Annotated in this window: 10 protein-coding genes, 3 tRNA genes and 1 pseudogene; 13 read left to right on the top strand and 1 reads right to left on the bottom strand. The window is 62.8% G+C overall.

From position 1 onward, the window contains the following. The 3 genes and pseudogenes from I8N66_RS12925 to I8N66_RS12935 form a co-directional block, all read left to right on the top strand. Nucleotides 1-551: pseudogene (locus I8N66_RS12925) on the top strand (DNA repair exonuclease); the annotation flags it as partial. After that, nucleotides 551-4,009, top strand: a complete 3,459-nt coding sequence (locus tag I8N66_RS12930) for an AAA family ATPase (RefSeq protein ID WP_291154211.1) — start codon at nt 551-553, stop codon at nt 4,007-4,009. The pseudogene I8N66_RS12925 and the gene I8N66_RS12930, both read left to right, overlap by 1 nt. A gap of 84 nt (nt 4,010-4,093) precedes the next feature. Continuing rightward, entirely contained in the window at nt 4,094-4,492 is a 399-nt protein-coding gene (locus tag I8N66_RS12935) for a cupin domain-containing protein (protein ID WP_113536943.1), read from the top strand. 252 nt (nt 4,493-4,744) lie between these two features. On the opposite strand, the gene I8N66_RS12940 is transcribed toward I8N66_RS12935, so the two are convergent. Beyond that, a tRNA-Val gene (locus tag I8N66_RS12940) sits at nt 4,745-4,820 on the bottom strand. A gap of 470 nt (nt 4,821-5,290) precedes the next feature. On the opposite strand from I8N66_RS12940, the gene I8N66_RS12945 reads away from it, so the two are divergent. The 10 genes from I8N66_RS12945 to I8N66_RS12990 all read left to right on the top strand — a co-directional run bounded on the left by I8N66_RS12945 (nt 5,291) and on the right by I8N66_RS12990 (nt 11,981). Continuing rightward, a tRNA-Asp gene (locus I8N66_RS12945) sits at nt 5,291-5,367 on the top strand. Nucleotides 5,368-5,443: 76 nt separating this feature from the next. Beyond that, a tRNA-Asp gene (locus I8N66_RS12950) sits at nt 5,444-5,520 on the top strand. 299 nt (nt 5,521-5,819) lie between these two features. Further along, a complete protein-coding gene (locus tag I8N66_RS12955; RefSeq protein WP_034803593.1) occupies nt 5,820-6,185 on the top strand; it encodes an NADH-quinone oxidoreductase subunit A in 366 nt (121 codons plus the stop codon). Next, nucleotides 6,176-6,754: an NADH-quinone oxidoreductase subunit B gene (locus tag I8N66_RS12960; RefSeq protein WP_025426581.1), complete on the top strand. Its 579-nt coding sequence runs from the start codon at nt 6,176-6,178 to the stop codon at nt 6,752-6,754. Before I8N66_RS12955 ends, I8N66_RS12960 begins: the two co-directional genes overlap by 10 nt. Nucleotides 6,755-6,772: 18 nt before the next feature. Next, nucleotides 6,773-7,378 carry an NADH-quinone oxidoreductase subunit C gene (locus tag I8N66_RS12965; protein WP_113536944.1) on the top strand — a complete coding sequence of 202 codons (606 nt, stop codon included), beginning with the start codon at nt 6,773-6,775 and terminating at the stop codon, nt 7,376-7,378. A gap of 57 nt (nt 7,379-7,435) precedes the next feature. After that, nucleotides 7,436-8,626, top strand: coding sequence for an NADH-quinone oxidoreductase subunit D (locus I8N66_RS12970; protein WP_291154223.1), 1,191 nt, complete (start codon nt 7,436-7,438; stop codon nt 8,624-8,626). Next, on the top strand, nt 8,626-8,883 hold the full coding sequence (locus I8N66_RS12975; protein ID WP_113536946.1) for a hypothetical protein: 258 nt from the start codon (nt 8,626-8,628) through the stop codon (nt 8,881-8,883). The genes I8N66_RS12970 and I8N66_RS12975 overlap by 1 nt, the downstream gene beginning before the upstream one ends. Before the next feature lie 16 nt (nt 8,884-8,899). After that, complete coding sequence (locus tag I8N66_RS12980; RefSeq protein ID WP_113536947.1) at nt 8,900-10,024, top strand: NADH-quinone oxidoreductase subunit E; 1,125 nt, start codon at nt 8,900-8,902, stop codon at nt 10,022-10,024. Between the two features lie 11 nt (nt 10,025-10,035). Then, nucleotides 10,036-11,340, top strand: a complete 1,305-nt coding sequence (gene nuoF, locus I8N66_RS12985; RefSeq protein ID WP_291154226.1) for an NADH-quinone oxidoreductase subunit NuoF — start codon at nt 10,036-10,038, stop codon at nt 11,338-11,340. Nucleotides 11,341-11,345: 5 nt separating this feature from the next. Next, nucleotides 11,346-11,981: an NADH:ubiquinone oxidoreductase gene (locus tag I8N66_RS12990; RefSeq protein ID WP_291154228.1), complete on the top strand. Its 636-nt coding sequence runs from the start codon at nt 11,346-11,348 to the stop codon at nt 11,979-11,981. Nucleotides 11,982-12,021 lie beyond the last annotated feature (40 nt).

Consider the following 12,021-nt stretch of genomic DNA (forward strand, 5'->3'; position numbering starts at 1 on the left):
CCGAACAGCCGATCGGCATCGCCAGTTTCGAGCGCCTGTCTGTCGATATCTCCGGCCTCTCCGAGTGGCGCGATGTGCTCGATGCGGTCAGGCTGGCGCTTGTGCGGGTCTCGGCAGATACGCTGGCGGAAAATGTCATCCTGCGTGTAATGCTTACCGGGGCTACGTCGCTTGCCTGGCGCCTTCGCCGCGACGCGGATTTGCTGCGCGCCGAGATCGACAACATTGCAGCCGGCATCGTCGGTTGCTGGATCGAGAAGCTGGATATTGCCTGCGGCAACCCCTTGCTGGAAAAGACGGGGGCGATGCTCGATCCCGTCGATGAACTGGTCGCCCTCGTCGAGGCCGATGTGATGCCCGCCCACGGATTTCGCCAGGAGGTCCGGGCAGCGGTGGAAGATCTGTTGCAACAACTGCCCCCTGAGTTGCGCCAAGTGTTGGCGCCGGATGAAGACGCCATCGAGCGGCTCGCTTTCGAGGCCAGCGCTTCGGGAGGCACGGAGGTGCTTGCCCATCTTCACGGCGGCGGTGCAGGCGAGGGGCAGCACTGATGCGGCTCACCGCGCTCGATCTCGTTCGCTACGGCAAATTCACCGATCGCCGGCTCGACTTCGGTGAGAGCGTCGCCGGTGTGCCCGACCTGCACATCGTCTACGGACCGAACGAGGCCGGAAAATCAACTATGTTCTCGGGCTTCCTCGATCTGCTTTTCGGGATCGAGCATTCGAGCCCTTACGGCTTCCTGCATCCCTATCCGACAATGCGGGTCGGCGGCACCATCGAGGCGGCAGGTCGGACGCATCGTGTGTTCCGGCTCAAACGCAAGACGAACTCGCTGGTCAGCGCAGATGATCAGCCGCTGCCCGACAATCTCTTCTCCGGAGCATTGGGCGCCATTGACCGCGACACCTACCAGACGATGTTTTCGCTCGACGATGAGAGTATTGAGAAGGGCGGGGAAGCGATCCTGAAGAGCGAGGGAGAACTCGGTTCGCTGTTGTTTTCCGCAAGCTCCGGCCTGCCGGACAGTACGGCGATCCTTGCGGCCCTGCGCGGCCAGGCCGACGCCTTCTATCGGCCGCAGGCGCGCAAGCATCAGCTTGCGGAGATGAAGGCGCAGCTTGATGCCCTGAGAACGGAGCGAAACACCCTCGATATCAATGCCCGCGAATACGCGACCCTGCGCAAGACCCTGGCGCAAGCCCGCGACCGCCACGAGGAGGCGATCACACGCCGTGCCGAACTGCGGGTCGCGCGCGCTCGCCTGAATGCCGAGATCGAAGCGCTGCCGCACTTTGGTCGGCTGCACGCGCTTCGCCATGAGCTGGCAAGCATTCCGGTGCTGCCGGTCCCGCCGGCCGAGTGGGCTACCGAGCTGCCGGCGCTTCGCCGCCAGGAGGCGGAGATCGACGTCCGGCTCCGCCAGAACGAAAGCGAGATGCAGCATCGCCGAGATGCGCTGGAAGAATTCCCGCTCGACAAGGAAGGGCTGTGCCTGGCTGAGCGGCTGACGGCGCTGCAGGAGACCGCGCTCGATGCGCGCTATATCACTGCCGCGCGCGATATGCCCTCTCGATTGGAAGAATTGGCGCGGACGTCGACGGAGATCGTCGGCTGCCTGCTGCGGCTCGGAGAACAGGCTGACCGGGACCCCGCCGACCTGCTGTTGCCGGCTGGGATCGGCGCGCGGCTTCAAGATCTCGCGCGCCGGCATTCTGCCTTGGCCGAGCGATGCTCTTCGGCTCGCCACGAAGTGCAAGCTGCAGCCGAAGAAAGTCGCGCCGCTGAACGCGAGCTGGCCCGGGTCGAGGAAGAGGGGGGAGCCGCGGATACCTCCTGCCTTTCCGGCCGGCTGGCGCTGCTGCGCCGCAGCGACTGCCTGCTGCGGAAACAGGCAGCCGTGCAATCTCTGGATCGCCTGGAGGTGGAACTTGCCGACAAACTGCTGCAGCTGAGGCCTTTCGCTGGCAGCGCCGACGATCTGTTGGCACTCGGCGTTCCCGCACCCGGAGCACTCGAGGCGTTGCGCAAGGTCGTGGCCTCATTGGAAGAGCGGCAAGCGCGCCTTTCCGATCGCGTCGCGGGCGAGCAGGAACTGCTTGCGGGAGAAGAGGCGCGGCTGGCCGCGCTGTCTACCGCTGGCGCCGCGCTGGACGACGGTTCTGCCGCGGTACTGCGCCGCCGTCGTGACGAGGCCTGGGAACGGCACAAGGGCCAGCTCCTCCTGGAAACGGCGGTCGATTTCGAAGAGGCTATGGGCAGAGATGACGAGGTCATGGCGCTGCGTCTCACGGAGACGGCGCGGCTTGCGGATCTGCGCGGCCTGTCGCTTGCGATAACCGAGCGACGCGCCCGCCTTGCGGCACTGCGTGAGCACCAGCAGCGATGCCGCGAGGAGATGGCGGCTCAGGCAAAGTCTCTGGAAACCTTCGCGACGTCGTGTGGTTTACCCTGCGTCACGGGCTTGCCGCAGCTGGAAGCCTGGCTCGCCGTTAGAGGTTCGGCGCTCGAACTGCGCGCGCAGCTACGCGCTGTCCGTCTGGAATTCGAGCGCGCTCATGCGGAGGAGGCCGAGGCGGTCTGCGGGCTCAGCCAAGAACTCGCACGCATCGGCATCGAAGAAGGGCTATCGGAGCGGCTCGACGATCTCCTTTTGATCGCGGAGCGAGTCGTATCGCAGGCGCAGACCGTAGCTGCCGCTCGCAATGCGGCCCGCGAGGCGGCAAAGCGTAGCGCTGCGGTTCTCGAAGGCCGACGCTCGACCTTGGACCTTGCTGAAACCGAAATGGCCGCCTGGCAGGAGCAGTGGAGGACACTGCTTGCCAAGAGCTGGCTTGCCGAACGCAGCGGAGAGCTCTTGCCGGAGCAGATCGGTGCGATGCTTGCGGTCCTGCAGGACCTGGACAAGCTCACACAGCGCAAGGCCGATCTGGAGTACCGTGTCGCCGGGATGCGCAAGGACCAGGTGGCTTTCGAACGCGATATAGCTGACCTCGCGGGCGGATCGCCGACAGACGATACGGTGGCGACGTTTACCGCGCTCAAGACGCGCGCTGCCGACGCCCAGCGGCTTGCCGACCGCCGGGCAACTTCCCTGGCGGAATTGGCTCGCCTCGAGGAGGATTGGCGCGCCATCTGTGGCGCGCGCGAGATTCATTGGGCGCGCCGGCGCCTCGTGACGGAGTTTTTCGAGTGTGAAACGCTCGACGACGCCATGCAGCAGTTCGAAGCCGCTCGCGAACAGGAGCGCCTGCGCCAGCGCATAGCCGAACTGGAAGCGGATATCGCTTCCCGATTGGGCGTAGCCACTTGCGCGCAGGCCGAGGCGTTGCTCGCCGAGCTCGATGACGCCGCCGTTAGGTTGGAACTGGCGCGGCTCGATGCGGCGCTTGAAGAAAGCGACCGCGACGTCAGCGAGCTGCATACGGACATGCGGGGCAGGGAAAAGGCGCTCGCCGATGTCGAAGGCGGCGATACGGTTGCCGAACTCGATCAGAAGCGGCGAACGCTGCTGCTCGACATCGAGAGCAAGGCGCTCGCCTATCTTCGGCTCCGGGCCGGCGTTATCGCGGCCGAGACCGCGCTTCGGCTTTTCCGCGAGCGCCACCGCAGCGCGATGATGCGCCGTGCTTCCGAAACCTTCAGCCGGATCAGTGGTGGTGAATATTCTGGCCTGTCGGCGCAATCCGACAAGGGACAGGAATTCCTGATCGCCAATGCCGCCGGCGGCGGATCGAAACTCGCCAAGGATCTCTCCAAGGGCACTCGGTTCCAACTCTATCTGGCACTCAGAATCGCCGGCTATCACGAAATCGCGGCTGCCCGCGAATCGCTACCCTTCATCGCCGACGACATCATGGAGACCTTCGATGACGGGCGCGCTGGCCGCGCCTTCGAGCAGATGGCGGAAATGGCGCGCGTGGGCCAGGTGATCTATCTGACCCACCACGAACATCTTTGCGAGATCGCTCGTGATACCTGCCCGACTGTGACAATCCACAGGTTATGATAGGCTCGCGGGCGAGATCGTAGTTGTTGGCCGTGGCGTATTTCGCTGACGAGGCGCCGAACACGCAAATCGGAGGAACAAGAGATGGACATCATACCCGGTGGATCGAGACCCTCGATGCGCGCTCCGGCGGAATACTTCACCGGCACCGTGCGCCAGGATCCGGTGATCGAAGCCGCTGACCCTGCGAGAATTCGCGCCGTCAGCGTTACCTTCGAGCCCGGCGCGCGCACGGCCTGGCATACGCATCCACTCGGCCAGACGCTGGTCGTGACCGCCGGCCGCGGACTGGCGCAGACCTGGGGCGGCCCGGTGCGGGAGATTCGCGTCGGCGATGTCGTCTGGTTCCCGCCGGGCGAAAAGCACTGGCATGGTGCAGCGCCGGATACGGCAATGGTGCACCTTGCGATTCAGGAAGCGCTCGATGGCAAGGCTGTGGATTGGCTGGAGCATGTGAGCGACGAGCAGTATCGCGGCGCGTAACTGCGCCGCGCATACGGGCGCGTCGCAAGCTGGCGTTTCTGCCGCCAGTGGCGCGCCGAAGCACTGAATTGTGACGGGCCGCTGCGCTCGGGACTGCCGAAGCCCTGATTCCCCGCCGCTCAACGCCAGTGCGTCTCAAAGCTGGTGCTTCACTCGACGAGATCCGAAGTCGCATCGCAAACACGAATGTCGCAATAATTCGCGTACAGCAAATTCAGCGGAGGTAAATGGTATTTATCTTTTTGGAGAAAATGGTGGGCGATGACGGACTCGAACCGCCGACATCCTCGGTGTAAACGAGGCGCTCTACCAACTGAGCTAATCGCCCTTCCGCGTTTGGACCGGATCAGTCCGCCGCGTCGGTGGGCGTGATCTAGGCGTAACCGAAAAAAACCGCAAGAGCATTTGTATCGTTTTTATGATTTTTTTTGTTGGCGGTCGCGCGATGCCCTGAATTGCCGGGATTCCTGGTTGTGGACAAGAAAGCGCTTTTTCCGCCGTCCCCTCGGCAGGGGAGGGCGATAGATAAAGTTTCGCAGTTCGGTATCTCCGCACGGGAGAGAACAGGCGATCGAAGGGGGCATGTGGCTGCGTCACGCGTGCGTCCCTGTCTCCCGATGTTCGTCGTCACGATACCCTGTGGATGATTTTTCGCTCTGTGGATCAATTTTCATTCCGTCACGGATTTGTCTTCAAACACGCTTGACACCCAAATGCGAACCGCTTAGTTAGCCGCTCATCGAACGGGCAAGCCCGCTCGGTGCCGGGGCGGAAACGCCTCAACCAAGTCAAGAGGATGCGGGTGTAGCTCAGTCGGTTAGAGTGCCGGCCTGTCACGCCGGAGGTCGCGGGTTCGAGCCCCGTCACTCGCGCCACTCTTGATCTTGAATTGCCTAGGCATTCTCATAGAAGGCCGATGGTGGTAATAATGATCGTTCGCGGTCATCATGCGCGGGTGTAGCTCAGTCGGTTAGAGTGCCGGCCTGTCACGCCGGAGGTCGCGGGTTCGAGCCCCGTCACTCGCGCCATTTTCTTCTCTCCGCCTACATGTGAATTCCGCCCTCCTTGGGGCCGGATTGTGCGCTGCGGCAATCTGTCTCGTCTCGCTTTGTTTTACCGTAAAGTTCGCGTCGGCCCGCAAATCCGCGCTTTGTCGGTACCACCCGTCGGATCCTGTGTTGCGAAGCGGTTTAAATGGCCCCTCAAGGCTTGCGCGACGGCGCGGGCTGCGCTAACCACTCCGGCGTTGCAACATATTTTTCGGCCTGCGAGATTTGTTGTTCTGGCGCTCTCCCATGCGCCCTTCCGCAGGCAGGGACGGATAACAATGACTGAACTTCTCGGTTCCTACGTTCCGATCGCGATTTTCATTGGAATCGCATTGGTGATCGGTGTGGCGCTTCTGATTGCTCCCTTCGCCGTCGCTTTCAAGGCTCCTGATTCGGAAAAGCTGTCGGCCTACGAGTGCGGCTTCAATGCGTTCGACGACGCCCGCATGAAGTTCGACATCCGCTTCTATCTCGTGTCGATCCTCTTCATCATCTTCGACCTTGAAGTCGCCTTCCTCTTCCCCTGGGCGGTTTCGTTCCATGAGTTGGGCTGGTTCGGCTTCTGGTCGATGATGGTCTTCCTCGGTGTGCTGACGATCGGCTTTATCTATGAATGGAAGAAGGGAGCGCTGGAATGGAACTAGCATCCGGCACCACGCTCGTTGCGCCCAAGCCGAAGGGGATCATTGATCCCTCTACCGGCAAGCCGATTGGCAGCAATGATGCATTCTTCGGCGAGATCAACAATGAGCTCGCCGACAAGGGTTTTCTCGTCACCTCGACGGACGAGCTCATCAACTGGGCCCGTACCGGCTCGCTGATGTGGATGACCTTCGGTCTCGCCTGCTGCGCGGTCGAGATGATGCAGATGTCGATGCCGCGTTATGACGCCGAGCGTTTCGGCTTTGCGCCGCGCGCCTCGCCGCGCCAGTCCGACGTCATGATCGTCGCCGGCACGCTGACCAACAAGATGGCGCCTGCGCTCCGCAAGGTCTATGACCAGATGCCGGAGCCGCGTTACGTCATCTCGATGGGCTCCTGCGCCAACGGCGGCGGCTACTACCACTATTCCTATTCCGTCGTTCGCGGCTGTGACCGCGTCGTTCCCGTCGACATCTACGTGCCAGGCTGTCCTCCCACGGCAGAAGCGCTGCTTTACGGCGTGCTCCTGCTGCAGAAGAAGATCCGCCGAACCGGCACGATCGAGCGCTAAGGGCAGGGGGTCTTTGATATGAGTGAAGCCCTGAACGAGCTTGCGTCCTACTTGCGCGAAACGCGCGGTGCGCTGATCTCCGATGCATCGCTGAACTATGGCGAACTGACGCTGACGACGACGTCGGCGAACCTCATCGCGCTGCTCACTTTCCTGCGCGATGACGTGCAATGCGCCTTTGTCAACTTCGTCGATGTCTGCGGCGTCGACTGGCCGCAGCGGCCGGATCGCTTCGATGTGGTCTACCACCTCTTGTCGCCGCGCCAGAATCTGCGCGTGCGCGTCAAGGTCTCGACCGGCGAGAACGAGCCGGTTCCCTCGGCAACTCCGGTCTATCCCGGCGCCGACTGGTTCGAGCGTGAAGCCTACGACATGTACGGCATCCTGTTCACCGGCCATCCGGACCTGCGACGCATCCTGACAGACTACGGTTTTGAAGGACATCCGCTGCGCAAGGACTTCCCGGTCACCGGTTTCGTCGAGGTCCGCTATGACGACCAGGCCAAGCGCGTCGTCTACGAACCCGTCGAGCTGAAGCAGGAATTCCGCAACTTCGACTTCCTCTCTCCCTGGGAAGGCACGGACTACGTGCTGCCCGGCGACGAGAAGGCGAAAGCACGGTGAGACTAAATGGCCCGCGGTAGCCGCCAAGCGGCTGCCGTCCGGCCTGGAGCAATCGGTATGACCGAACATAACGTCCGCAATTTCAACCTCAACTTTGGTCCGCAGCATCCGGCGGCGCACGGCGTTCTTCGCCTGGTGCTCGAGCTTGATGGCGAAATCGTCGAGCGCGTCGATCCGCATATCGGCCTTCTGCATCGCGGCACCGAGAAGCTGATCGAGACCAAGACCTATCTGCAGGCCGTGCCCTATTTCGACCGCCTCGACTACGTGGCGCCGATGAACCAGGAGCACGCTTTCGCACTCGCGGTTGAGAAGCTGACGGGCACGGAAGTTCCGATCCGCGGCCAGCTCATCCGCGTTCTTTATTCGGAAATCGGCCGCATCCTCTCGCATCTTCTGAACGTCACGACGCAGGCCATGGACGTCGGCGCGCTGACGCCGCCGCTCTGGGGCTTCGAAGAGCGCGAAAAGCTGATGGTGTTCTATGAGCGCGCCTGCGGCGCGCGCATGCACTCTGCCTATTTCCGTCCGGGCGGCGTCCATCAGGATCTGCCGCACGAGCTCGTCGAAGACATCGGCAAGTGGATCGATCCGTTCCTGAAGACCGTCGACGATATTGACGAGTTGCTCACCGGCAACCGCATCTTCAAGCAGCGCAACGTCGACATCGGCGTCGTCAAGCTCGACGACGCCTGGGCCTGGGGCTTCTCGGGTGTCATGGTGCGTGGTTCGGGTGCGGCCTGGGACCTGCGTCGTTCGCAGCCGTATGAATGCTACTCGGATATGGAATTCGATATCCCGATCGGCAAGAACGGTGACTGCTTCGACCGCTACCTGATCCGCATGATCGAGATGCGCCAGTCGGCGCGCATCATGCGCCAGTGCGTCGATCGCCTGCTCGGCGACGCCAAGGTCGGTCCGGTTTCGTCGCTCGACGGCAAGATCGTTCCGCCGAAGCGTGGTGAGATGAAGCGTTCGATGGAAGCGCTCATCCACCACTTCAAGCTCTACACCGAAGGCTATCACGTGCCGGCCGGCGAAGTTTACGCCGCCGTCGAAGCGCCGAAGGGCGAATTCGGCGTCTATCTCGTCTCCGACGGCACCAACAAGCCCTATCGCTGCAAGATCCGTGCTCCAGGTTATGCGCATCTGCAGGCGATGGACTTCCTCTGTCGGGGACACCAGCTTGCCGACGTTTCGGCCGTGCTGGGCTCCCTCGATATCGTGTTCGGTGAGGTGGATCGCTGATGCGTCTCGCGCCCCTGGCCACGCTCGCTCTTCTCGCGCTTATGTCGACCGCTTCCGCACAGGAATCGGTCGATAGCGGCGCGACCTCGGGCGGCATGCGCGGGGGCTCGATGGCCGAGCTCGTGGCCAAGGGCTACGAGATCAAGGCCGCGGTCGCCAATGGCACGCGCTACATCGTATTTTTGCAGAAAGACCAGTCAGCCTATGCCTGCGAATTCGTCTCGGTGACGAAATCGCGGTGCGGTTCGATTAACTGATAAGGTGTCCACTAGAATGTCCGTTCGTCGACTAGCCGAAGACACCGTCCAGCCAGCGAGCTTTGCCTTCAGCAAGGAGAACGCCGCCTGGGCGAAGGAAACGATCAACAAATACCCCAAGGGTCGTGAGCAGTCCGCCGTCATCCCGTTGTTGATGCGCGCTCAGGATCAGGACGGCTGGGTCACGAAGGCGGCCATCGAGTCGATCGCGGACATGCTGGGCATGCCGTACATTCGCGCGCTCGAAGTTGCGACCTTCTACACCCAGTTCCAGTTGAAGCCGGTCGGCACGCGCGCCCACATTCAGGTTTGCGGCACAACGCCCTGCATGCTGCGTGGCGCCGAAGACCTGATCAAGGTCTGCAAGAGCAAGATCGCCCATGATCCCTTCACCCTGAACGAGAGCGGCACGCTCTCCTGGGAAGAAGTCGAATGTCAAGGCGCCTGCGTCAACGCGCCGATGGTCATGATCTTCAAGGATACTTTCGAAGACCTGACGCCCGAGCAACTCGAGCAGATCATCGACCGTTTCGAAGCAGGCAAGGGTGCTGAAGTTACCCCCGGTCCGCAGATCGATCGCATTTACTCGGCGCCGGAAGGCGGCCCAACGACCCTGACGCTTGCGGCTCCGGCGAAGGCTGCGACCAGCGCTGCCAAGAAGGTAAGCGATGCTCCGGCCGTCTCGGTGCCGCCGTCGAATGCCGGCCGCGCCAAGACCGCATCGGCCGTGACCGACGCATCGCTGAAGACCCCGGCGACGGCAAAGGCGGAAGCCGCTGCTAACGCAAAGGTCGAAGGCGACACCGTCGATAAGTCGAAGCCGGCCAAGGCCGCCGCTGTTGCCGGTAAGCCGTCGCTCGAGGACAAGAACCGTCCGGCTGGTATTGAGAAGCCGGCAGCGACTGACGACCTCAAGCTGATCTCGGGCGTCGGTCCGAAGATCGAGGGCACGCTGAACGAACTGGGCATCTACACCTACACGCAAGTTGCTTCGTGGAAGAAGGCGGAGCGCGAGTGGGTCGACGGATACCTGAATTTCAAGGGCCGCATCGAACGCGACGACTGGGCCAAGCAGGCCAAGGCGCTCGCCAAGGGCGGCGAAGCCGAATACATCAAGGTCTTCGGCAAGAAGCCGCGGTAAAGAGGTGAATTATGCTCAGAGATGAAGACCGCATCTTTACCAATATCTACGGCCTCAAGGACAAGTCGCTGAAGGGCGCCATGGCGCGTGGCCACTGGGACGGCACCAAGCAGCTGCTCGAAAAGGGCCGTGACTGGATCGTCAACGAAGTAAAGGCTTCCGGCCTTCGCGGTCGTGGCGGCGCCGGCTTCCCCACGGGCCTCAAGTGGTCCTTCATGCCGAAGGAAAGCGACGGCCGTCCGCATTACCTCGTCGTCAACGCCGACGAGTCCGAGCCCGGCACCTGCAAGGACCGTGACATCATGCGTCACGATCCGCATACGCTGATCGAAGGCTGCGTCATCGCCAGCTTCGCCATGGGGGCCCATGTCGCCTACATCTACGTTCGCGGCGAATTCGTCCGCGAGCGCGAGGCGCTGCAGGCGGCAATCGACGAGTGCTACGCCTACGGCCTGCTCGGCAAGAACAACAAGCTCGGCTACGACATCGACATCTACGTGCACCATGGTGCCGGCGCCTACATCTGTGGCGAAGAAACCGCGCTGCTCGAAAGCCTTGAAGGCAAGAAGGGCCAGCCGCGCCTGAAGCCGCCGTTCCCGGCCAATATGGGCCTCTACGGCTGCCCGACGACCGTCAACAACGTTGAATCGATCGCCGTCACCCCGACCATCCTGCGCCGCGGCGCCGGCTGGTACACGAGCTTTGGCCGTCCGAACAACCACGGCACCAAGCTCTATTCGGTTTCCGGCCACGTCAATCGCCCGTGCACGGTCGAAGACGCGATGTCGATCCCGTTCCACGAACTGATCGAAAAGCACAGTGGCGGCATTCGCGGCGGCTGGGACAACCTGCTCGCCGTCATCCCCGGCGGTTCGTCCGTTCCTTGCGTGCCCGGCGCGCAGATGAAGGACGCGATCATGGATTTCGACGGTCTGCGCGAAGTCGGCTCCAGCCTCGGAACAGCCGCCGTCATCGTCATGGACAGGTCGACCGACATCATCAAGGCGATCTGGCGTCTCTCGGCCTTCTACAAGCACGAGAGCTGCGGCCAGTGCACGCCGTGCCGCGAAGGCACCGGCTGGATGATGCGCGTCATGGAACGCATGGTTCAGGGTCGCGCCCAGAAGCGCGAAATCGACATGCTGTTCGACGTCACCAAGCAGGTGGAAGGCCACACGATTTGCGCGCTCGGCGACGCAGCCGCCTGGCCGATTCAAGGCCTGATCAAGCATTTCCGTCCGGAAATGGAAGCGCGCATCGACCAATACACGCGCAATGCCTCGTCGCATGGCGCGGTTCTGGAAGCGGCGGAGTAAGGGTTATGGCCGGTGCACGCGGAGAGGGACAGATGAAGGGACAGGCCGAAGCAGGCATTCCGTTCGCGCGTCTGCTCGGCGGCGACCCGGCCGATCCGTTCGGCATGGGCGAATGGATGAAGAACCTGCAGCAGGTGCCGCTGCACCCGCTGATGGTTCACCCGGCTGCCGCGGTTGCGGCCGCAACCGCGATTGGCTTCGGCCTCACCAGCCATTTTGCCGGAGCCATGATCGGCGCGATGCAAGGGGCCGTCGAGGCGGCGCAGAAGCGGGCAGAGCCCGCAGCGTCTGACGCGACGCCCGCCGTCGTCGCAAAGACGGCGCAGGCCGAAGCAAAGCCGGAACCCGTGAGCAAGCCGTCCGCGCCTGCCAAGCCGGTGGTCGAGAAGGTTGCAGCTGAAAAGGTGGTCAAGGTTCGCGCGGCGCGCGCCAAGGCGAAAGCCGCCGACGACCTCAAACGGATCTCCGGTATCGGCCCGAAGCTCGAGCAGGTGCTGAATGCGAAGGGCATCAGCGGCTTTGCCGACATTGCCGGCTGGAGCGACTCGGACGTCGCTCGCTTCGACGACGAGCTCGGCTTCGGCGGGCGGATCAAGCGGGACGATTGGGTTGGGCAGGCCAAGGCGCTGAAAAGCGCGTGAGAGAATAGGGGCGGGGGACCGGAGACGGCCATCGCCCGCA

Source organism: Ensifer sp. SSB1, assembly GCF_016652895.1.
In the GTDB taxonomy this organism is placed as follows: domain Bacteria; phylum Pseudomonadota; class Alphaproteobacteria; order Rhizobiales; family Rhizobiaceae; genus Ensifer.

What these genes read in the sequence shown, in the direction of transcription:
- I8N66_RS12930 (WP_291154211.1), top strand. Translation starts at nt 551, where the DNA reads ATGCGGCTCACCGCGCTCGATCTCGTTCGCTACGGCAAATTCACCGAT.
- I8N66_RS12935 (WP_113536943.1), top strand. Translation starts at nt 4,094, where the DNA reads ATGGACATCATACCCGGTGGATCGAGACCCTCGATGCGCGCTCCGGCG.
- I8N66_RS12955 (WP_034803593.1), top strand. Translation starts at nt 5,820, where the DNA reads ATGACTGAACTTCTCGGTTCCTACGTTCCGATCGCGATTTTCATTGGA.
- I8N66_RS12960 (WP_025426581.1), top strand. Translation starts at nt 6,176, where the DNA reads ATGGAACTAGCATCCGGCACCACGCTCGTTGCGCCCAAGCCGAAGGGG.
- I8N66_RS12965 (WP_113536944.1), top strand. Translation starts at nt 6,773, where the DNA reads ATGAGTGAAGCCCTGAACGAGCTTGCGTCCTACTTGCGCGAAACGCGC.
- I8N66_RS12970 (WP_291154223.1), top strand. Translation starts at nt 7,436, where the DNA reads ATGACCGAACATAACGTCCGCAATTTCAACCTCAACTTTGGTCCGCAG.
- I8N66_RS12975 (WP_113536946.1), top strand. Translation starts at nt 8,626, where the DNA reads ATGCGTCTCGCGCCCCTGGCCACGCTCGCTCTTCTCGCGCTTATGTCG.
- I8N66_RS12980 (WP_113536947.1), top strand. Translation starts at nt 8,900, where the DNA reads ATGTCCGTTCGTCGACTAGCCGAAGACACCGTCCAGCCAGCGAGCTTT.
- nuoF (WP_291154226.1), top strand. Translation starts at nt 10,036, where the DNA reads ATGCTCAGAGATGAAGACCGCATCTTTACCAATATCTACGGCCTCAAG.
- I8N66_RS12990 (WP_291154228.1), top strand. Translation starts at nt 11,346, where the DNA reads ATGGCCGGTGCACGCGGAGAGGGACAGATGAAGGGACAGGCCGAAGCA.